Source organism: Cellulomonas sp. GTC20042, assembly GCF_055389595.1.
The window spans coordinates 1,251,713-1,270,751 of sequence record NZ_AP043678.1 but is presented as its reverse complement, the minus strand read 5'-3'; the positions used below and the strand labels follow the sequence as shown (position 1 = coordinate 1,270,751).

Annotated in this window: 20 protein-coding genes and 1 other RNA gene; 9 read left to right on the top strand and 12 right to left on the bottom strand. The window is 72.0% G+C overall.

Features of this window, described 5'->3' with window-relative positions:
* Positions 1–6: 6 nt before the first annotated feature.
* Complete coding sequence (locus ACZ5HG_RS05910; RefSeq protein ID WP_464181023.1) at positions 7–1,257, bottom strand: hypothetical protein; 1,251 nt, start codon at positions 1,255–1,257, stop codon at positions 7–9.
* A gap of 197 nt (positions 1,258–1,454) precedes the next feature.
* Entirely contained in the window at positions 1,455–2,009 is a 555-nt protein-coding gene (locus ACZ5HG_RS05905) for a hypothetical protein (protein WP_464181022.1), read from the bottom strand.
* A gap of 496 nt (positions 2,010–2,505) precedes the next feature.
* On the opposite strand from ACZ5HG_RS05905, the gene ACZ5HG_RS05900 reads away from it, so the two are divergent.
* A complete protein-coding gene (locus ACZ5HG_RS05900; protein ID WP_464181021.1) occupies positions 2,506–2,820 on the top strand; it encodes a hypothetical protein in 315 nt (104 codons plus the stop codon).
* A gap of 124 nt (positions 2,821–2,944) precedes the next feature.
* Positions 2,945–3,310, top strand: coding sequence for a hypothetical protein (locus ACZ5HG_RS05895; protein ID WP_464181019.1), 366 nt, complete (start codon positions 2,945–2,947; stop codon positions 3,308–3,310).
* 32 nt (positions 3,311–3,342) lie between these two features.
* Here ACZ5HG_RS05895 and ACZ5HG_RS05890 read toward each other — a convergent pair whose 3' ends face one another.
* Complete coding sequence (locus tag ACZ5HG_RS05890; RefSeq protein WP_464181018.1) at positions 3,343–3,690, bottom strand: hypothetical protein; 348 nt, start codon at positions 3,688–3,690, stop codon at positions 3,343–3,345.
* A gap of 299 nt (positions 3,691–3,989) precedes the next feature.
* Between ACZ5HG_RS05890 and ACZ5HG_RS05885 the strand changes: the two genes are divergently transcribed.
* The 3 genes from ACZ5HG_RS05885 (at position 3,990) to ACZ5HG_RS05875 (ending at position 5,258) form a co-directional block, all read left to right on the top strand.
* Positions 3,990–4,196: a hypothetical protein gene (locus ACZ5HG_RS05885; protein WP_464181017.1), complete on the top strand. Its 207-nt coding sequence runs from the start codon at positions 3,990–3,992 to the stop codon at positions 4,194–4,196.
* Positions 4,196–4,447 carry a hypothetical protein gene (locus ACZ5HG_RS05880; RefSeq protein ID WP_464181015.1) on the top strand — a complete coding sequence of 84 codons (252 nt, stop codon included), beginning with the start codon at positions 4,196–4,198 and terminating at the stop codon, positions 4,445–4,447. Before ACZ5HG_RS05885 ends, ACZ5HG_RS05880 begins: the two co-directional genes overlap by 1 nt.
* A 136-nt stretch (positions 4,448–4,583) precedes the next feature.
* A complete protein-coding gene (locus ACZ5HG_RS05875) occupies positions 4,584–5,258 on the top strand; it encodes a restriction endonuclease (protein ID WP_464181014.1) in 675 nt (224 codons plus the stop codon).
* Between the two features lie 89 nt (positions 5,259–5,347).
* Here the strand turns inward: ACZ5HG_RS05875 and ssrA are convergent.
* Positions 5,348–5,715: a transfer-messenger RNA gene (ssrA, locus tag ACZ5HG_RS05870) on the bottom strand.
* Positions 5,716–5,912: 197 nt separating this feature from the next.
* Between ssrA and ACZ5HG_RS05865 the strand changes: the two genes are divergently transcribed.
* On the top strand, positions 5,913–6,422 hold the full coding sequence (locus tag ACZ5HG_RS05865) for a DUF6328 family protein (RefSeq protein ID WP_464181012.1): 510 nt from the start codon (positions 5,913–5,915) through the stop codon (positions 6,420–6,422).
* Between the two features lie 7 nt (positions 6,423–6,429).
* On the opposite strand, the gene ACZ5HG_RS05860 is transcribed toward ACZ5HG_RS05865, so the two are convergent.
* Positions 6,430–7,239: a TetR/AcrR family transcriptional regulator gene (locus ACZ5HG_RS05860; protein WP_464181011.1), complete on the bottom strand. Its 810-nt coding sequence runs from the start codon at positions 7,237–7,239 to the stop codon at positions 6,430–6,432.
* Positions 7,240–7,397: 158 nt separating this feature from the next.
* Between ACZ5HG_RS05860 and ACZ5HG_RS05855 the strand changes: the two genes are divergently transcribed.
* On the top strand, positions 7,398–8,390 hold the full coding sequence (locus ACZ5HG_RS05855; RefSeq protein WP_464181010.1) for an ABC transporter ATP-binding protein: 993 nt from the start codon (positions 7,398–7,400) through the stop codon (positions 8,388–8,390).
* Positions 8,387–9,121 (top strand): ABC transporter permease, encoded by a 735-nt coding sequence (locus ACZ5HG_RS05850; RefSeq protein ID WP_464181009.1) that lies wholly within the window; start codon positions 8,387–8,389, stop codon positions 9,119–9,121. The genes ACZ5HG_RS05855 and ACZ5HG_RS05850 overlap by 4 nt, the downstream gene beginning before the upstream one ends.
* Before the next feature lie 65 nt (positions 9,122–9,186).
* On the opposite strand, the gene ACZ5HG_RS05845 is transcribed toward ACZ5HG_RS05850, so the two are convergent.
* The gene (locus ACZ5HG_RS05845) at positions 9,187–11,076 is read right to left on the bottom strand and encodes a methyl-accepting chemotaxis protein (protein WP_464182111.1); all 1,890 of its coding nucleotides are present in this window, start codon (positions 11,074–11,076) and stop codon (positions 9,187–9,189) included.
* A gap of 62 nt (positions 11,077–11,138) precedes the next feature.
* Here ACZ5HG_RS05845 and ACZ5HG_RS05840 point away from each other — a divergent pair, with 62 nt between their 5' ends.
* Positions 11,139–12,200 carry an ATP-dependent DNA ligase gene (locus ACZ5HG_RS05840; RefSeq protein WP_464181007.1) on the top strand — a complete coding sequence of 354 codons (1,062 nt, stop codon included), beginning with the start codon at positions 11,139–11,141 and terminating at the stop codon, positions 12,198–12,200.
* 33 nt (positions 12,201–12,233) lie between these two features.
* Here the strand turns inward: ACZ5HG_RS05840 and ACZ5HG_RS05835 are convergent, their stop codons facing one another.
* The 6 genes from ACZ5HG_RS05835 to prfB form a co-directional block, all read right to left on the bottom strand.
* The gene (locus ACZ5HG_RS05835) at positions 12,234–14,099 is read right to left on the bottom strand and encodes a DUF2207 domain-containing protein (protein ID WP_464181005.1); all 1,866 of its coding nucleotides are present in this window, start codon (positions 14,097–14,099) and stop codon (positions 12,234–12,236) included.
* Positions 14,096–14,566 carry an SsrA-binding protein SmpB gene (gene smpB, locus ACZ5HG_RS05830; RefSeq protein WP_464181004.1) on the bottom strand — a complete coding sequence of 157 codons (471 nt, stop codon included), beginning with the start codon at positions 14,564–14,566 and terminating at the stop codon, positions 14,096–14,098. The genes ACZ5HG_RS05835 and smpB overlap by 4 nt, the downstream gene beginning before the upstream one ends.
* Positions 14,567–14,738: 172 nt before the next feature.
* On the bottom strand, positions 14,739–16,064 hold the full coding sequence (locus ACZ5HG_RS05825; RefSeq protein ID WP_464181002.1) for a M23 family metallopeptidase: 1,326 nt from the start codon (positions 16,062–16,064) through the stop codon (positions 14,739–14,741).
* A 2-nt stretch (positions 16,065–16,066) separates the two neighbouring features.
* The gene (gene ftsX / locus ACZ5HG_RS05820) at positions 16,067–16,984 is read right to left on the bottom strand and encodes a permease-like cell division protein FtsX (protein WP_464181001.1); all 918 of its coding nucleotides are present in this window, start codon (positions 16,982–16,984) and stop codon (positions 16,067–16,069) included.
* A gap of 16 nt (positions 16,985–17,000) precedes the next feature.
* On the bottom strand, positions 17,001–17,690 hold the full coding sequence (gene ftsE, locus ACZ5HG_RS05815) for a cell division ATP-binding protein FtsE (RefSeq protein WP_464180999.1): 690 nt from the start codon (positions 17,688–17,690) through the stop codon (positions 17,001–17,003).
* A 149-nt stretch (positions 17,691–17,839) separates the two neighbouring features.
* Positions 17,840–18,952, bottom strand: a complete 1,113-nt coding sequence (gene prfB, locus ACZ5HG_RS05810; protein WP_464180998.1) for a peptide chain release factor 2 — start codon at positions 18,950–18,952, stop codon at positions 17,840–17,842.
* Positions 18,953–19,039: the final 87 nt, after the last annotated feature.

Sequence of the window (19,039 nt, the reverse complement as noted above, 5' to 3'; positions counted from 1 at the left end):
CCAGCGTCAGTCTTCGTCGCCGCTCGTTGTGACCTCAGTCCCCTTGCGCTTAGCCCGCGCGGCGAGAGTGCCTACCAGCTTGGTCGTGGCCGTCCGCGCCCGGTCGACGGTCTGCTCGCTGAAGTCCTTCGCGGTCTCGACACCGGTCGCACCGGACTCCAGCGCGCGATCGCGCGCGTCGGTCACCGCCTCGAGCCAGCCTCGCACCTGCACGGACTCGCGCCCGGTCTCGATCCCGAGGCTGTCGGCGAAGTCACGGACCTGGGAGCCGACCAGCTCGTTCGACACCTTGATCGTCTGCGCGGGCCGCGGGTGCAGCAGCATCTTCGCGTCCGCAGTCCCCGCCGCTTCGTCCACGCGCGTCATCAACCTGGCCGTGCTGCGCTCGATGACATCGAGACGGTTCTGCCGCGCGATCCGGATCCCTGCCCGGTGCTGCTCCAGCTCCTCCGGCGCGGCGCCGAGCACCCGATCGAGTTCCAGCACCGCCACTGCGTCCTGGAGCTGGAAGCACCGGGCCAGGACCGCCAACCACTCCCCGACCGCCGACCGCGCCTCCTGAGCCGCCTTGGCCACGTCACCGACCGCAGATGCCCGCTCGAGCTTCTGGGTGATCGCGTCGAGCTGTCTGATCGCGTAGGCCTGAGTCTGCGCGATCGTCGTCGGCGTCGCCTGGATCTTCGACCAGGTCACCTCCGAGACCGACCCGACCTGCTCACGGATCGTGAGCGCGTCCTCGATCACCATCTGGGCCCCGACCATCGCCGACAGTGCTGCGTCCTTCTGGGCCCGCAGCACGTCGTCGACCTTCGCGTCGATCCGCACCAGGTAGTCGGTGATCTGCTGCATCGCCTGCTGCATCGCCATCTGTGCCATCAGCCCGGCGACCCCGGTGAGGATCGCTGGGTTGGTCAGCATCGCACCCGGTGTGCGGACGATCTCCAGGATGTGGCTCGTCTTGCCGCCGTCCATCGCGACCGCACGACTGGTGTTGGCGGTCGAGCCCTTCATCATCGGCATGCTCTTCATCGCCTGGGCGGACTTCTCCGTCAGCAGCACCCAGCGGCCCGAAGTCGCCGCGGCCTGGGACCCGACCTGGACCGCGCCCGCCCCTGTCGCTGCCGCGGTGCTGAGCCGGCTGAGGTCGAGCTCTCGCGAGGGCAGTCCCTCCGATGCCAGGAACCGGTCGATGGCACCTGCGTCTCCGAGCAGCGCCACACCCTCGCCGTCGCTGACCAACTCGATCTCGCCACTCATCACGTGCTCCCGCCCACGTCCTGTGCTCCAGCGGTTCAGCCCAGACGGCTCTGGGAGCGATGCCCGCGCCTTCCCTACTCTGGCGCCCGGCCGCACGGGGCCGGCGAGCAGTGACCGTACTCGCTCCGCCCGGGTGACCTTGCCCATCAGGCAGCATCCCTGGATGGCAACTGCAGGGCGGCCGTGAACTCCCGAGATCACGCGGACCTGGCGAGCTCCTCGCGAATCCTCGCGAGCACGGTGTTCACGGCGACCTGAACCTCGATCGCGTTCTTCTTCCACTCCGGGAAGTCGTCGTCGTCCAGGAGCCCCCGCAACGCTGCCTCGTCGCCCACCCGGTGGTTCCACTGCGTGGGGATGAGGTCGGGCCCGAGCAGACCGATCAACGTGAGGGCTTCAGCTCCCATGCGTTTCGACTCTGCCGGGTCGCTCGACCCGCCTCGGTTGAGGTTCTCGAGGAGCCGCGAGAGGACGTCCAGGTCGAACATCAGCTTGGCGTGAGCCAACGACGCCTTGCGGTCGTCCGCGGCGATGCTTCGAGCGTTCCTTCGGTCGAGCGCACCGATGACCAGTGCGACGACCGCAGCGATGATCGCGGCGAGAGCGACGACGCTCTGGATCCAGAGGTTGGCGACATTGACGGCATCTTGGTCCATGTCGGACATCGTGCTCTCGACCTCTGACATCCCGACCGCCGCGGCTCGGGGCACCTCCTCCAGGTATGTCGAGCGTTCGACCACGGAGCTGAACACGACGATGAGGGTGGGGCGCGGCGAGCCGGGCTCTCCCTCGCGCATGGCGGGGCGGACCGAATGTCGGCAGGTCATGCGCGAGCAGGATGGCGTCGTGAGTACCGACGCCCTCCCCTCGACCGCCGACACCGCGACCCTGCTCACCGGACGACTCGAGTTCGGCGACAGGGGCGTCGGCTCCGTGCCCCTGGACGGAGAGCTTGCTCTCACCTCTCCAGGCAGCTCCACCTGACAGAGCACCCTCTCCACCAATGCACTTGAGACCGCCGAGCAGCTCTGGACCCGCCGTCGTGATGCCCGCACCCTCAGCGACGAAGAAGCCACCGCGATCACGAAGGTCGCGTTCGACGTCGACCTCGCGTTCATCGGCCTGACCGCGGACCGGGACACCGCCCAACTGACCCCGATCGCCGGCGGAGCGGCCATCGAGGTCAAGGCCACCGTTCGACCGGCACCACCGCTCGCCGAACACGCGAAGAGGCGCGCCGCTGTCCGCATGGAGCTGATCGACGGCGCACCCCAGTTCGCCGAGTTCACCCTCACCGACATCGGTCAGATGCACGTCGACGACCGTCGAGAAGTCGAGCTGCCGCCGGTGTCCGAACCCGGCATCGACGCCCTCGCGGCAGCCGCCCTCCACGCCCTCGACCACGCCCTGTCCTTGCAGGCGCTGCCCGCCAGGACACACTGGATTCTCTCGTACACCGAGGCCCCGACCGGCGAGCCCCCGACCGGGACCTGCGGAGAGCTGGAGGTCTGGACCGTGCTCCCCCGCCCCGACGAGCCCGGCACGGACCGACGGACGACCTGAGCCGTCTGCGCGCGGCATCCGTGCCCCCGTCCGGGTGATCGTGCTCCGAGCGCCGCCATCCAGGCGGCTGCGATCCCTACCCTGCGTCTCGAGGCCCCAACGCGGGCCGACGACCGGGGGGACGATGAAGACCACGCGCTGCGCTCTCGCGGTCGCGACCCTGATCCTCCTCGCCGGGTGCACCGGCCCCGGCAACCCGCGCTTCGGCGACGTCCCGGACGACACGATCTGGGACGAGCCCCAGGAGATCCAGACCCCGAACCCTCCCATCGACCCGGTCCCTGCGCCGGAGGTCCCCTCGGCGTGGGAGTGCGTCTACTCCCCGACGTACGACAACGACTGGCACAACGACGTCGAGTGCAGCGACGGCGTCAACACCGACCGCCCCTACCTGCGCGAGTGGGACGACTTCGTCACCGAGGACGAGATCATGCAGTCCGCCCGCGAGTACGAGGACGCCCTCAACGCGGTCACGGTCAACGCACCGTAGCCACCCTCGCGACCGCCACGGGCGCGGGCCGATCAGCCCGCGGGCGTCGCGGGCACCTCGTCGGGCGTCACACCCTCGATCGACACGCACACCCGCGGCACCCACCACCGGTACGCCTCGCTGTCCGTCCCATCGGGGTCGGTCAGGTACTCGTGGCGGTCGCCGACGCGCACGACCCCGACGTCGCCCCGCTGCGAGGAGATCCGCACCAGCGGCACCCACTGCCCGTCGTACGGGAACACCGGGCTGCCGGGACCCCGGGCTCGCAGCAGCATCGACCGGTCCAGATCGAGGTAGCAGACGGTCGTGCTCGTGCTCCGGACGGCCCAGAGGCCGCCCTCGTCGATGCGTAGCTCGGTCCGGTCGTTCGTGTTCGTCATGCACGGCACGGTGCGCGTGCGTCGTCCCGTGGCATTGGCCCGGCCGGAAAGCGGCACGTGTCTCTGGGCCGGGACAGACCTGGGACCGCTCCAACCCGCGCCGCGCGCCGATGCGGGAGGGCACGGTGTCGGTGACGCAAATTACACTCGTGTCATGAGCACCGAACCCCGCTCGACACGACCGGGGGCCGAGGCGAACGGGGTCCAGGTTCTACTGGCAGGTAGACCGCGATCCTAACTTCCTCTCGGCGTCGAGTGCTCCCGATCGGCCTCACGAGGCCAGGAAGGAGCGGCGTCAGATGACACGCTCTGTCAGCAGGTCCAGCCGCACGGGACGCTTCGTCTCGTCCGGCACCACCACGCGATCGCCCCGCACGACGGTCACCCAGACCGTCGGAGGCAAGAAGTCCGGCGGGACCGTCAACCAGTCGGCGATCACGGGTCGGTTCGTCTCGGATGCGACCGCCAAGCGCCACCCGGACACGACGATCACGCGGGCGATCTGATGCCCGCGCAGTTCAAGTTCGACCAGGGAGCGATCGACAGGGTCGTGCAGGACGCGATGCGGGGTGCCCAGCGCGACCTGCAGCGGTCGTTCGACGACCTCGGCCGGCGCTACCGAGGCCGGCCGGTCAACGAGGTCAAGATGGCGCTCCGGGACGTGCTGCGCCGCGGTGGCGGGAACGCGGGCGAGCCCGAGCTCACCGAGTGGGCGACGGCCATCAGCGAAGGCACCCGGATCGTGCTCAAGTTGTAGCAGGCACCGTACGCAGCGGCCCCGGGGGGGAGTCCACGGGCCGCTGCGTACGGCAACGGGGTGACGGTCGACCACTGGGCGACCCGCCGTGCCCGGACTGGCCCAACTTCGGCCCGGCTCTTGCCAGAATGCACCCGTGAGCACCCTCGAAGACGTCCTCGACCAGCTGTACTTCACCGCGATCAACGAGCGGGACAAGGGCGACAAGTTCGAGCGGCTGATGCTCCAGTTCTTCAAGACCGACCTGCAGTGGGCTGACCGGTTCTCCGACGTGTGGATGTGGTCGGACTGGCCCGGACGGCAGGGCCGCCCCGACACTGGGATCGACCTGGTCGCCACCGACGCCCTCACCGGCGAGGCGGTCGCGATCCAGTGCAAGTTCTACGACCCCAACAACTACCTGCAGAAGGAGCACATCGACTCCTTCCTCGCAGCGTCCGGCAAGCAGCCGTTCGCGCAGCGCCTGATCGTGTCGACGACCGATCACTGGGGCAAGAACGCCGAGGCCACCATCGAGGGCCAGCAGGTCCCGGTGCATCGGCTGCGCTTCCAGGACCTGGCCGAGTCCTCGATCGACTGGTCGCAGTTCGATCTTTCGACCCCCGAGGTCATGGTCCTGCGAGACCGCAAGGAGCTGCGCCCGCACCAGAAGACCGCGCTGTCCAAGGTCCGAGAGGGCCTGGCTGAGCACGACCGCGGCAAGCTGATCATGGCCTGCGGCACCGGCAAGACCTTCACGTCGCTGCGTATCGCCGAGGACCTGCTGCCCGACGGCGGGACCGTGCTGTTCAGGGCGCCATCGGTCCGATGATGTACCACCTGGGTCGTGGTGAACTGACATGCCAGGTCACCCCGGACGCACGAAGAGCCCGCCGTCGCCGGCAGGCTCTTCGTGGACAGACGTGGAGGTGGCGGGAATCGAACCCGCGTCCGATGACGTGGAACCAGGGATTCTCCGGGTGCAGTCTGCTGATGAGTTTCTCGGCCCCCGCGATCACGCAGACAAGTCGCGGACGGGCTCAGTCACCAAAAAGTCCCCGCAGCCCCGGTGACGAAGGCTACGAGCAGTGGCTCCCTAGATGACGCCAGGATCTGAGACGGAAGCTAGCTCAGGCTGACGGACTTCGAGGCTCGCTCAGGCGGCGAGGGCGAAGTCGGTGCGCTTGGAATCGGCACCTATGGGTTTGCACGGAGCGTTGACGAGATAACCGTGCGTCCTCGACCCGCTTCTCCTGGCTCGACGATCACCGTCGAAACCGATCACCCCCATGTGGAGTTGTCAATCGCCGTGCCCGCCGCCCGGTCGCCCGGCCGTCGTGCGCAGCGTGTCCAGCATACGTGCCCAACACCCGGCACGTCGCACTGATTCCGCCACCCGCGCTCCCCCGGCGCGCGCGACCCCGCACCCGGCGGCACGATACGAACCCCGCCGCACCGCACACCCGCCGCCCCAGAGGAGAGCCCCATGCCACCCCTCCCCGACGCCGACCCCACCGACGGCCGCGACGAGACGGTCACGCAGCGGATGGACCGGAACTGGAACGAGCTGCTGCAGGAGCTGCGCGTGGCGCAGACCGGCGTGCAGATCCTCACCGGGTTCCTGCTGACGGTGCCGTTCCAGCAGCGGTTCGCGGATCTGGACGCCTACCAGCGGGACGTCTACCTGGTGCTGGTGGTGCTGGCGGTGGCGGCGACCGGGTTCATCGTGGCGCCGGTGTCGCTGCACCGGATCCTGTTCCGCAAGCATCTCAAGCGTGAGCTGGTGGAGTCGGCGGACCGGCTGGCGCTGGCGGGCCTGGCGCTGCTGGCGCTGGTGCTGGCGGGGTCGGCGCTGCTGCTGTTCGACGTGGTGGTCGGACGGACGGCGGGATGGGCGGCCGGCGGGGCGGTGCTGGTCGGGCTGAGCGCGGTGTGGCTGGTGGTGCCGTTGCGGCTGTCCCGGCAGGCGCGGCGCGAGGAGCACCCGGCCGGCTGACCGCCCGTCAGCCCCGCAGCAGCTTCGCGATCAGCCGCGCCGACGCGGCGGGCGAGGCGTGCGGGGAGCCGGTGACGGCGCCGACCAGCAGGGCGATGTTGGAGATGCTGGTGACGGCGAGCGCGGTGTCCCAGTCGTCCTGGGTAGGAGTGTCGTCCTCGGGGTGCCGGCGCTGGGCGATCTGGGCGGCGAGCTGGCCGAAGCCCTCCTCGTAGAACGCGCCGATCTCCGCACGGGCCTCGGGGTGCCGCACGGCGTAGGAGAGGAACTCCAGCGCGAGCAGCAGGTCGTCGTCGTCGTGCATCTGGTCCAGCGCGTCGATCACGCCGGGCTCGAGGCTGTCGTCGTCGAGCGGCGGCAGGCAGGACTGCTCCGGGGCCTCGGCGATGGTGCGCCGGGCGACCTCGAGGAACAGCTCGTTCTTGGAGCCGAAGTGCGCGTAGAGGGCGCCCTTGGTGTACCCGGCGTCGGCGGCGATGTCGCCGACGGAGGCGCCCTCGTAGCCCTGGCGGGCGAAGGCGCGGGTGGCGGCGGCGAGCAGGTCGGCGCGGGTGCGGTCGACCTTCTCGCGGCGGCGGTCCTCGGCGCGGGAGCGTCCGGCGTGCTTGGCGACGCTCTCGGAGGCGTCGGCGAGCCCGCGGGAGGCCTCGCGCAGGCTGCTGGCGATGGTGTCGTTCAGCTCGTCGCCGACCACCTGCACCTGCTTGCCGAGCATCCGGGTGAGGGCGGCGGTGGCGTCGGCGAGCGCGCGGGCGGCCGCGCTGATGCTGTCGCCGTCACCGGACGTGGCCGGATCGGTCGGGTCGGTACGCGCCATGCGCCGATGGTATCCGCTGAGGTACCGATCGGTACGAACCGGCCCTGACCAGGCTGATCGACCAGCGAAGATCCCTGGTACATACCGTCCGGTCTCTGCTACGTTGCGGCATGTACCGCTCGGTATATCGCCGACGGACCGATCACGAGGAGGCGGGCATGGGCCCCCAGGAGGTGCTCGCCGTGCGCGGGCTGCGCAAGCGCTACCGCGGGCGCTCCGGTGTGCAGGCGAACGACGGGATCGACCTCGACGTCGCCGCCGGTCAGGTGGTCGGCCTGCTCGGCCACAACGGCGCGGGCAAGACGACGCTGGTCAACCAGGTGGTCGGCCTGGTCCGCCCGGACGCCGGCACGATCGTGCTCGACGGGGTGGACGCGGTCGCCGAGCCGCACCTCGCCCGGCAGCGGGCCTCGATCCAGGCGCAGGCCAACGTGCCGATCTCCGGGCTGACCCCGCGCCGGGCGGTCGAGCTGGTGGGGCGGATCCGCGGGGCGAGCCGGCCGGACGTGCGGCGGCGCACCCAGACGCTGATCGACGCGCTCGACCTCGGCCCGTGGGCGGACACCCCGGCGGAGAAGGTGTCCGGCGGGATCGCCCGGCTCACCGCCTTCGCGATGACGGTGGTGCGGCCGGGTCGCCTGGTGGTGCTGGACGAGCCGACGAACGACGTGGACCCGGTGCGCCGGCGCCTGCTCTGGCAGCAGATCCGGCTGCTGGCCGACGAGCGCGGCTGCGCGGTGCTGCTGGTGACGCACAACGTGCGCGAGGCCGAGCGGGTGGTCGACCACCTGGCGATCCTCGACCGCGGCGTGGTGCTCGCAGCCGACATCCCTGCGGGCCTGACCGCGAGCCTGCGCGGCTCGCTGACCGTCGAGGTGGACGTCTCCCCCGACCACCCGCTCGCCTGGCACCCCGCGGTCCGCCCGGGCACCGACGCCCGCTCCCGCGCCACCGGCACCGTGCCCGCGCACGAGGCCGCCGAGGTGGTGCGCTGGGCGCAGGCCGAGGTGGAGGTCGGACGGCTGGAGCGCTACGCGCTGACCCCCGCCTCGCTGGAGGACGTCTACGTGGACCTGGTCGGCGAGGAGCAGCACGCGACCGACGCCGCGACCGGCACGGCGTCCGGCACGATGGACGGAGCGGCCGCGTGACCGCCGTCCGGCAGACCCTGCTGCTCGCCCAGTGGCAGCTGCGCCGCCAGGCGTCGTACCTGCCGCTGCTGGTGGTGGTGCAGGTGTTCCTCGCGATCACCACGGTCGTCGGCTACGGCCTGCTGGTGGGCGACCCGCCGCCTGAGGTCGCGCTGTACCTGGCGACCGGCGCGCCGACGGTCACGCTGATCACGGTCGGGCTGGTGATGACCCCGCAGATGCACGCGCAGGCGCGCACCGAGGGCAGCCTGGACTGGATGCGCACGCTGCCGGTGCCGCGCACGGCGTTCCTGGTGACCGATCTGCTGGTGTGGACCCTGCTGGCGCTGCCCGGCATGGTGCTCGGCGTGGTCGCGGGCGCGATGCGCTTCGACATCACCCTGGACGTGGCGCCGTGGCTGGTGCCGGCGACGCTGCTGGTGTCGCTGACCTCGGCGGCGGTGGGCTACGCGATGGCCTCGCTGCTGGCTCCGGCGGTGGCGATGCTGATGACGCAGGTGCTGGTGTTCGTGGTGCTGCTGTTCTCGCCGGTCAGCTACCCGGCGGACCGGATGCCCGGCTGGTTGCAGGGCGTGCACGAGTGGCTGCCGGTCGAGCCGATGGCGCAGCTGGTCCGCGCGGGGCTGGTGCAGGGCACCTTCGACATGCCGCTGCGCTCGCTGGTGGTGCTGGTGGCCTGGTGCGTCGCCTCGGTGGCCGGCGCCTCCCTCGCGCTGCGCCGCCGGGCCTGATCGGCGGGGTCACGCGACCCGGCCCCGCGCGTCACGATCGCGCGCGCGGGGCCGGACCGCCGGGATCACCCCTGCGCGCCGTCCCGGTAGCGGAAGTGCCCGACCAGCTCGCTCAGCTCGGCGGACAGCGACGCCAGCGAGGACGAGGCCTGCTGCGACCCGGTGGCGCCCTCGCGGGTGACCGAGGCCGCCTGCGCGACGCCCGCGATGTTCGCCGCGATCTCCCCCGATCCGCTGGCCGCCTCGACCACGTTGCGACTGATCTCCGCGGTGGTGGCGGTCTGCTCCTCGACGGCGGCGGCGATGGTGGCCTGCAGCTCGTTGATCGAGGCGACCACGCGGGAGATCTCCCCGATCGCGTCCACCGCGCGCCCGGCGTCCTGCTGGATCGCCTCCACCCGGCGGGCGATGTCCTCGGTGGCGGTGGCGGTCTCCTGCGCGAGGTCCTTGACCTCGCCGGCGACCACGGCGAAGCCCTTGCCCTCCTGACCGGCGCGGGCGGCCTCGATCGTGGCGTTGAGCGCGAGCAGGTTGGTCTGCCCGGCGATGGCGGCGATCTGCTGCACCACGTCGCCGATCTCCTTGCTGGACTCGCCGAGCCGGGCGATCACCTCGGAGGTGCCGGTGGCGGACTGCACGGCCTGGTCGCCGATCCGGGCGGCCTCGGTGGCGGTGCGGCTGATCTCCTTGATCGAGGCGCCCATCTGCTGCGCGCCGGCGGCGACGGTCTGGGTGTTGCGGGACACCTGCTCGGCGGCGGCGGACACCACCCCGGCCTGCGCCTCGGTCTGCTCGGCCTGCGCGGCGATCTGCTGCGAGGCGCCGGACAGCTCCTCCGCCGAGGCGGCGAGCGTGGTGGACGAGCCGTCGATCCGCCCGACCACCGAGCGCAGCGTGCCGAGGGCGGCGTCCAGAGCCTGACCCATCCGCCCCGGCTCGTCCCGCGTGGTCAGGCCGGAGCGCGCGGTGAGGTCACCGGCGGCGAGGGCGTCGCAGACGGCGCGCACCCGCTCGACGGACCGGACGATCCCGCGCGCGATCAGCAGCCCGAGCGTGAGCGCGAGCGCCACCCCGGCGACCACCAGGGCGAGCATCAGCGTGCGGTTGGACCGGTAGTCCTCGTCCGCGCCCTCGACGCTGACCCGGGCCGCCTCCTTCTGCTGCTCGACCATCGCCTCCAGGTCGTCGGACAGCGCCTCGATCAGCGGGGCGGCCTGCGCGTCGCGGGCGGTGCGCCAGGTGTCGAGGTCGCCGCGCTCGGCGGCCGGCAGCAGCACGGTGTCACGCAGGTCCTGGTAGTCGGCCAGCGTGGCGCGGAAGGCCGTGACGACGTCCCCCAGGTCCAGCGCGCCGTCCTCGATCGTGCCGAGCAGCCCGGCGATCTCGGTGTCGAGCTCGTCGATGTTCTTCGCGAAGCCGTCCCGGGAGGCGGCGTTCGGGGCGAGCGCGTGGCTGGTGACGTCCAGCCGCATCTCCAGGGTGGCGCGGCGCACGGCCACCACCTGCTCGTAGCCCAGCAGGTCGTCCCGGTAGACGCTGGCGGTGGCGTCGTTGGTGCGGGCCAGCGCGGCGATGCCGACCACCCCGACCAGCGCGGCGACCACCGAGGCGACCAGCACGGCCGCGACGATCCGGGTGCGGACGCTCAGATCACCGAAGCCGGCCCGCCGCCGCGACGACGACCCGGTCCGCGCGGCACCCCCGGGTGCGGGAGCGGAAATGAGCCCCCCCCCCCCCCCCCGGGACGAGGCAGGGAGGTGCCCGGCAGGGTGCGGACGGCAGCCGGATCGCCGACGAGCGTGGTGGGACGGAGGTCTGTCATGCGGGGACTCCCTCGAAGTCGGGTGGTGCGGAGCGCAGTGCTCCGCCCCGCCGATCGACCGGCGGACCGCCCGCAGGATGGGACGGAGGTCCCGGGCCGACGCGCGGAGCCGCCGGTCAGCGCCCTGCCGCACCGACGGCGGCCGGGTGCCGGCTCCGCTCGCGCGCACCCGGCCCCACGCGCAGGATGGGCGCCATGGACCTGCCCGTGATGCCGCCGGTGGCGCCGATGCTCGCGAAGTCCGCGCCGGAGATCCCCGACCTCGGCCATGTCGAGCCCAAGTGGGACGGCTTCCGCACGATCGTGTTCCGCGACGGCGACGAGGTGGTGGTCGGCAGCCGCAACGAGAAGCCGCTGACCCGGTACTTCCCGGATCTGGTGGCGGCGGTGCTGGAGCACACCCCGGAGCGCTGCGTGCTGGACGGCGAGATCGTGCGGGTCGAGGGCGACCGGCTGGACTTCGACGTGCTGAGCCAGCGGATCCACCCCGCGGAGAGCCGGGTGCGGCTGCTCGCCGCGGAGAAGCCGGTGTCGCTGGTGGCCTTCGACCTGCTGGCCCTCGGCGACGCCGACCTGACCGGCACGCCCTTCCGGGACCGCCGGGCTCGTCTGGTCGAGGCGCTGGGCGGTGCGCACGACCCGGTGTTCGTCACCCCGGCCACCGCGGACCTGGCCGAGGGGCTGGCGTGGTTCGAGCAGTTCGAGGGCGCCGGGCTGGACGGCGTGGTCGCGAAGCCGCTGGACGGGCTCTACCAGCCGGGCAAGCGCACGATGACGAAGGTGAAGCACGCCCGCACGGCGGACTGCGTGGTGGCCGGCTTCCGTCGGCACACCAGCGGTGACGTGGTCGGCTCGCTGCTGCTCGGGCTGTGGACCGAGGACGGCCGGTTGCAGCACGTCGGGGTCACGGCGTCCTTCCCGATGGCCCGCCGCGCGAGCCTGATGGACGAGCTCGCCCCCTACCGCGAGGGCGTGCAGGACCACCCGTGGGCGGGCGACGCCGATGCCGCGGGTGCCGAGGGGCGTCGGCTGCCCGGCGCCACCAGCCGGTGGACCGGCGGCAAGGACCTGTCGTTCGTCCCGCTGCGACCCGAGCTGGTGGCGGAGGTCGGCTACGACCACCTGGAGGGCGACCGCTTCCGGCACACCGCGCAGTTCAAGCGCTGGCGCCCGGACCGCGAGGCCGCGTCCTGCACCTACGCCCAGCTCGACGAGCCGGTGGGCTACCGCCTGTCCGACGTGCTCCGCCCGGTGTGACGCGACCGGCCGCCGCTCACGCGCCCGCCGCTCTCACCAGCCCCCGCCGCCGCCTCCGCCGACGCCACCGCCGGAGAACCCGCCCCCGCCGACCCCCGAGGAGCCGCCGGAGCCCGGCGTCGGCGCGGAGATCGCCGTGGTGGCCACCGACTGGAAGCGGTCCATCGACCCGGCGAAGGCGGTGGCCCAGTAGACGCCGACCACCGGGTGCGCGCCGACGTACCAGCCGGGCTGGTCGACGACGTGCCCCTGCGCGGCGAGGTCGGCGAACACCCGCGCCCAGCGCTCGGTCAGCCCGAAGGCGATGGCGTAGGGCAGGTACCGGCTGAAGACGTCCTGCCCCTCCTCGAACCGGATCTGGTCCGCCTCGGCGGTGGCGAGGTAGCGGCGGAAGCCGAGCGCCTGGGCGAGCACCGCGGTGCCCTCGGCGGTGCGGGCGGGGGCCGCGCCGGACAGCACGAGCAGCAGCACGCCGAGCAGGGCGACGGCGATCGGCACCAGCGCCGTGCCGGGCACCTGCCAGCCGGCGGCGAAGGGCACGATCGCGGCGATCCCGCCGAGCGCCAGCAGCACGATCCCGAGCGCGACCCAGGCCGAGCGCACGCGGTGCGGGTTGGCGCGGAACCAGCCGACCTCGGTGACGTGCGCGTACATCTGCTGCTGCACCTCGGCCATCGAGGCGGCGAAGGTGGTGCGCAGCTCGGACAGCTTCACGTGGTCGCGGCCGTCGAAGACCTTGCCGAGCAGGGTGGCCTCGAAGGGCAGCAGGTCGGCGTCGGCGGGGCGCAGCGCGACCAGGGTCCAGTCCCTGGCCCTCTTGGTGGGGTCCTTGCGCGGGACCTCCTCGACGCGCAGGTAGCCGCGCACCGCGAGGTCGATCAGCGTGGCGGTCACGTCCACCGGGTCGGCGCGCTCGTCCACCAGCACGCCGACCTCGCCGACGCGCACGCCGTCCGGCGGGGTGAAGCGCACGGCCACGGGGGCACGCCGGTCGCGGTGGCCGGTGCCGGTGTCCTCGGCGCCGCGCGCGGGGGTCAGGCCCGGCGTCAGGCCGAGGTAGGCGCGGTCGCGACCGGTGCGCCGCACGCGGCCGATCGCGAGCCCGCCGCCGAGCAGCAGCACCGCGAGGGCCGCGCCGCCCCACGCGGACACCGGCCGCAGCGGGGCGATCCCGTCGATCGGCGCGACCAGGATCGGCTGCACGCCGGGGAAGGTGCCGCCGGGCCACCCGATCGCCACGGTGAGCTGGTCGCCGACCGGCAGGGCGTCCTGGGTGGCGGTGGCGGTGCCGCCGGTGCTGGTGATGCCGGTGCAGGAGGTGGTGGCACCGGCGGGGCCGGCGAAGCACAGCGCGTCCTGCACGGCGGCGGGGCCGTGCACGGAGACGGTCACGCCGGAGACCGGGATCTCCCAGGCGTCGCCGATCACGTTCCAGTACAGCTCGTCGCCGGAGTGGTCGTGCGAGGCCGGGTTGATCCAGCCGTCCACGGTGTAGGTGACCCGGTAGGTCTGCACGCCGGAGACGTCGTCGACGTCCTCGTCGCCGATCCGCAGCACCAGGCCGCCGCTCTGGGTCTCCACGTCGAGGTCGGCCGGCGCCCCGGAGGGGCTCTCGGCGGTGACGTCGGAGATCTCGTACAGCCGGTCGTGCTCGGCGTCCACGTGCTGCCGGGTCGGCAGGGTGAGGTACGGGCCGTGACCGGGCTCGTCGCCGTAGTCCATGTCGAAGTCGATCGCGACCTGCGCGACCCCGTCGGCACCCACGGTGACGTCCACGTCGTAGCGGGTGAGCTCCTGCCCGTCGGACAGGTCGGCGGCCGACGCCCCGACCGCGCCGAGGCCGCACAGCAGCACCGCCGCCGCCCCGACCGCGGCGGCCCGCACGCCGACGCGCCTCACCGGTCGCGCTTCTCGCGCATCGCCCGCTGGGCCTCGAGGTTGTCCTGCCGCTCGCGCAGCGCCTGCCGCTTGTCGTACTCGCGCTTGCCGCGTGCCAGCGCGATCTCGACCTTGGCCCGCCCGTCCACGAAGTACAGGGCGAGGGGCACGATGGTCTGGCCCTTCTCGCGGGTCTTCGCGTCGAGCCGGTCGATCTCCTGGCGGTGCAGCAGCAGCTTGCGCTTGCGCCGCGGAGCGTGGTTGGTCCAGGTGCCCTGCGCGTACTCGGGGATGTGCACGCCCTCGAGCCACGCCTCGCCGTCGTCCACGGAGCACCAGGAGTCGATCAGCGACGCCCGGCCCGCGCGCAGCGCCTTGACCTCGGTGCCGCTGAGCACGATCCCCGCCTCGAAGACGTCCTCGATCACGTAGTCGTGCCGCGCCTTGCGGTTGGAGGCCACCAGCGCACGCCCGGTCTGCTTGGCCATCGCCGTTCCTCCTGCCTCACCGCCGCGCGCCGTCCGACGTGCGGTCCCACCACGGGACGCACCACGTGGTCTGACCCGCACGCCCGCGGATCGGGCGAGGGCCCAGCCTATCCGGGCCGGCCCCGCTCCCCCAGCCGATTTCGCCGGAGGCGCAGGTCGGACGCGCGCGGGATCAGAGCCCGAGCAGCGGGCGCGGGTTGACCGTGGCGCCGTTGACGTAGACCTCGAAGTGCAGGTGGCAGGCCGCCGAGGTGCCGGTGTTGCCGGAGTAGCCGAGCAGCGTGCCGACGTCCACCTTCTGCCCGCCGGAGACCACGAAGCTGGTCATGTGGTTGTACGAGGTCATCAGCGAGGAGCCGTTGACCAGGCCGTGGTCGACCATCACCTGGTTGCCGAAGCCGTTGCGCCACTGCGCCCACTCCACCGTGCCGGCCTTCGCCGCGTAGATGGGGGTGCCGCAGTAGGTGCGCAGGTCGATGCCGGCGTGCAGCCGGACGTAGCCGAGGATCGGGTGCAGGCGCATCCCGTACTCGCTGGTCACGTAGATCGGGTTGATCGACGTCGGGTTGCTGAAGATCGCCCCGCTCACGGTGCCCGGCCGGGTGCCGCCGCCGTTCGCCGCTGCGGCGGCCTGCTGCTGCCGGGCGATCTCGGCGAGCTGGTTCTCGATCGAGGCGCGCTCGGCGTCGATCTTGTCCACCTCGGCCTGCGCGGCGGTCTTCTGGCTCTCCAGCGTGGCCTTCTTGGCGGTCTGCTGGCTGATCAGGTCCTCGACCTCGGCCTTGCGGTCGGCGGCGACCTGGCGGGCCTCCTCGGCCTGGGCCACGTTGGCGTCGGCCTCGTCCTTGAGGTCGCTGATCTTGTCCTGGACGGCGGTGAGCCGCGCCTGGCTGTTCTTGTTGTCCGCGTCGATCTGCGCCAGGTCGTCCAGCACCGCGTTCTGCGCGCGCTGGGCGGTGGACGCCAGGCCGTACTGCTCGACGAAGTCGTCCACGCTCTGCGCGCCGACCACGATGCTCAGCCCGGACATCGACGGCCCGCTCTGGTACGCCTCGCGGGCCATCTGGCGCATCTGGGTGCGGATCTCCTCGGCGCGCGCGCTGTCGGAGGCGATGGTGGTGGTGATCGTGGACTGCTGGTCCTCGGCGTCCTGCAGCCGCGCCGCGATCAGCGCGGCCTCCCGCTCGTAGCCCGCCAGGGTCTGCTCGGCGGTGGCCAGCTCGGCCTGCGCACCGGGCAGCTGCGCCTCGACGGCCTGGAGGTCCAGCGCGGTCTGCTGGTACTGCGCGCTCAGCCCCTCCAGCGCCGCCTCGGCGTCGGAGCGCGCCTGCTCCTGCTGCTGCTTCTGCTGCTGGAGCGCGGCCTTCTGGTCGTCCAGGTTGTCGCCCGAGGCGGGCCCGGCGGAGGTGAGCCCGACCAGGACGGCGAGCACGCCCGCCATCGACCCGGCGAGCATGCGGGTGCGTCGGGTGCCGTGGGTGCGCGCGATGCCGGCCATGATCAGACCTTCGTGTAGCGGCTCAGGGTGACCAGGGACGAGATCGCGGCGAGCAGGATCGCCGCCACCACCAGGATCGGCGCGATCCGCCAGACCTCGTCGGTGCCCACGTAGGGGATCCAGACGATCTGGCTGCCGAGCCAGTCGGAGATCAGGTACTTCACGCCGGCCCACAGGCCCGCCACCGACAACGCCGCGCCGATGGTGGCCGCGATGGCCCCCTCGAGCATGAACGGCAGCTGGATGAACAGGTTCGAGGCGCCGACCATCCGCATGATCCCGGTCTCGCGGCGACGGCTCATCGCGGACAGCCGGATCGTCGTGGTGATCAGCAGCACCGCCGCCAGCAGCATCACGCCGGCCAGACCGACGGAGAGCAGCGTGGCGCGGTTCAGCACCAGGAACAGGGTGTCGTACAGCTCGCGCTGGTCCTGCACGGACTCCACGCCCTGCCGGCCCTTGAGCACGTCGGCGACGACCTCGTACTGCGAGGGGTCCTTGAGCTTGATCCGCAGCGACTCGTTCATGTCGTCCACGGTGGTCAGCTGCGCCCAGAACTGGCCCTCGAACTGGCGCTCGAAGGTGGCGTAGGCCTGCTCCTTCGACTCCTCGAAGATCTCGTCGATGTAGGGCGCGACGTCGGGGGCGTCCAGCGCGTCCTTGATCGCCTGCTTCTGCTCGTCGGTGACCTCGCCGCCGGCGCAGGTGGGGGCCGAGGAGGTGCCGGCCGGGCAGAGGTACACCGCGACCTCGACCTTGTCGTACCAGTCGTCCTGCATCTTGCCGATCTGCATCTGGAGCAGGGCGGCCGCACCGACGAAGGTCAGCGACACGAAGGTCACCAGGATCACGGAGACGGTCATCGACAGGTTGCGGCGCAGGCCGATGCCGATCTCGGAGAGGATGAACTGCAGTCTCATGGTCTGTCCCCTCCCCTCAGCGGTCCGAGCCGTAGACGCCGCGCGACTGGTCGCGCACCAGCTCGCCGCCGGACAGCTCGATCACGCGCTTGCGCATCTGGTCGACGATCTCGTCGTCGTGCGTCGCCATCACGACCGTGGTCCCCGTGCGGTTGATCCGGTCGAGCAGGCGCATGATCCCCAGGGAGGTGGTCGGGTCGAGGTTGCCGGTGGGCTCGTCGGCCAGCAGGATCGACGGCCGGTTGACGAAGGCGCGGGCGATGGCCACGCGCTGCTGCTCGCCGCCGGACAGCTCGTGCGGGCGGCGCTTCTCCTTGCCGGCCAGGCCGACCATCTCCAGCACGTCCGGGACGGTGGTGAGGATGTGGTGGCGCGGCTTGCCGATCACCTGGAGCGCGAAGGCCACGTTCTCGAACACCGTCTTGTTCGGCAGCAGCCGGAAGTCCTGGAACACCGCGCCGATCTGCCGGCGCAGCTGCGGCACCTTCCACGACGAGAGGGTGGTGAGGTCCTTGCCCGCGACGAAGACGTGCCCGGCGGACGGGCGCTCCTCACGCAGGGCGAGGCGCAGGAACGTGGACTTGCCGGAGCCGGAGGCCCCGACGAGGAACACGAACTCGCCGCGCTCGACCTCCAGGGAGACCTGGTCGAGGGCGGGGCGCGCGCCACGCGCGTAGACCTTGGTGACGTTCTCGAATCTGATCACGGGGTGCCGGCCGGTCTGGGGGACGGGAGAAGGGTGCTGCACCAGCCGCGTCGAGGGTAGGCAGCACCCCACCGTGATCGGACCGTGACACGCCGCCCGGGTGGCTGTGAGTCACCCACCACGAGGGACGAAGCGGGACGAACCGGACCTCAGTCCTGCTGGCCCGACCGGCGCCAGCGGATGCCGGCCTCGATGAACCCGTCGATGTCGCCGTCGAAGACGCCCGCGGTGTTGCCGACCTCGTGCTCGGTGCGCAGGTCCTTGACCATCTGGTACGGGTGCAGCACGTAGGAGCGCATCTGGTCGCCCCAGGACGCCTTGATGTCGCCGGCGAGCTCCTTCTTCTTCGCGTCCTCCTCGGCCTTGCGGACCAGCAGCAGGCGGGACTGGAGCACGCGGAGCGCGGCGGCGCGGTTCTGGATCTGCGACTTCTCGTTCTGCATCGACACGACGATGCCGGTCGGGATGTGCGTCATCCGGACCGCGGAGTCGGTGGTGTTGACCGACTGGCCGCCGGGGCCCGAGGAGCGGAACACGTCGACCTTGATCTCCGACTCGGGGATCTCGATGTTGTCGTCGCTCTGCTCGATCAGCGGGATGACCTCGACCGCCGCGAAGGACGTCTGACGGCGACCCTGGTTGTCGAAGGGCGAGATGCGCACCAGGCGGTGCGTGCCGGCCTCGACGGACAGGTGGCCGAAGGCGTAGGGCGCCTTGACCTCGAAGGTCGCGGACTTCAGGCCCGCCTCCTCCGCGTAGGAGGTGTCGAGCACCGTGGTCGGGTAGCCGTGCCGCTCGGCCCAGCGCAGGTACATCCGCAGCAGCATCTCGGCGAAGTCCGCGGCGTCCACGCCACCGGCGCCCGCGCGGATGGTGATCACGGCCTCGCGCTGGTCGTACTCGCCGTTCAGCAGCGTGCGGACCTCGAGCTCGCCCAGGTCCTTGCCGATCGCGGCCAGCTCGGCCTCGGCCTCGGCCAGGGTGTCGGCGTCGTCCTCCTCGGCGGCCAGCTCGACCAGGGTCTCCAGGTCGTCGATCCGCCCGGCCAGGCGGTCCACCCGCTCGAGCTCGGACTGCGCCGCCGACAGCGCGCTGGTGATCTTCTGCGCGGCCTCGGGGTCGTCCCACAGGTCGGGCGCGGAGGCCTGCTCGGAGAGGTCCGCGATCTTGGCCCGCAGCGCGGTGGGGTCGGAGACCGCCTGGATCGTCGCGAGGGTGCTGCGCAGGTCGCGGATCTCGGCGGGGAAGTCGGTGGCTGCCACGACGGTCCAGGCTACCCGGTGCGGGACGTCCCCCGCGCCGCACGCCGCCGGAGGCCCGCGGACGCACGGTCCCAGGCGCCGTCCGCA

Bases quoted from the DNA above. Each gene is read 5' to 3' on its own strand.
- ACZ5HG_RS05910 (WP_464181023.1), bottom strand. From the start codon at position 1,257: ATGAGTGGCGAGATCGAGTTGGTCAGCGACGGCGAGGGTGTGGCGCTG.
- ACZ5HG_RS05900 (WP_464181021.1), top strand. From the start codon at position 2,506: ATGGAGCTGATCGACGGCGCACCCCAGTTCGCCGAGTTCACCCTCACC.
- ACZ5HG_RS05895 (WP_464181019.1), top strand. From the start codon at position 2,945: ATGAAGACCACGCGCTGCGCTCTCGCGGTCGCGACCCTGATCCTCCTC.
- ACZ5HG_RS05890 (WP_464181018.1), bottom strand. From the start codon at position 3,690: ATGACGAACACGAACGACCGGACCGAGCTACGCATCGACGAGGGCGGC.
- ACZ5HG_RS05885 (WP_464181017.1), top strand. From the start codon at position 3,990: ATGACACGCTCTGTCAGCAGGTCCAGCCGCACGGGACGCTTCGTCTCG.
- ACZ5HG_RS05880 (WP_464181015.1), top strand. From the start codon at position 4,196: ATGCCCGCGCAGTTCAAGTTCGACCAGGGAGCGATCGACAGGGTCGTG.
- ACZ5HG_RS05865 (WP_464181012.1), top strand. From the start codon at position 5,913: ATGCCACCCCTCCCCGACGCCGACCCCACCGACGGCCGCGACGAGACG.
- ACZ5HG_RS05860 (WP_464181011.1), bottom strand. From the start codon at position 7,239: ATGGCGCGTACCGACCCGACCGATCCGGCCACGTCCGGTGACGGCGAC.
- ACZ5HG_RS05855 (WP_464181010.1), top strand. From the start codon at position 7,398: ATGGGCCCCCAGGAGGTGCTCGCCGTGCGCGGGCTGCGCAAGCGCTAC.
- ACZ5HG_RS05840 (WP_464181007.1), top strand. From the start codon at position 11,139: ATGGACCTGCCCGTGATGCCGCCGGTGGCGCCGATGCTCGCGAAGTCC.
- smpB (WP_464181004.1), bottom strand. From the start codon at position 14,566: ATGGCCAAGCAGACCGGGCGTGCGCTGGTGGCCTCCAACCGCAAGGCG.
- ACZ5HG_RS05825 (WP_464181002.1), bottom strand. From the start codon at position 16,064: ATGGCCGGCATCGCGCGCACCCACGGCACCCGACGCACCCGCATGCTC.
- ftsX (WP_464181001.1), bottom strand. From the start codon at position 16,984: ATGAGACTGCAGTTCATCCTCTCCGAGATCGGCATCGGCCTGCGCCGC.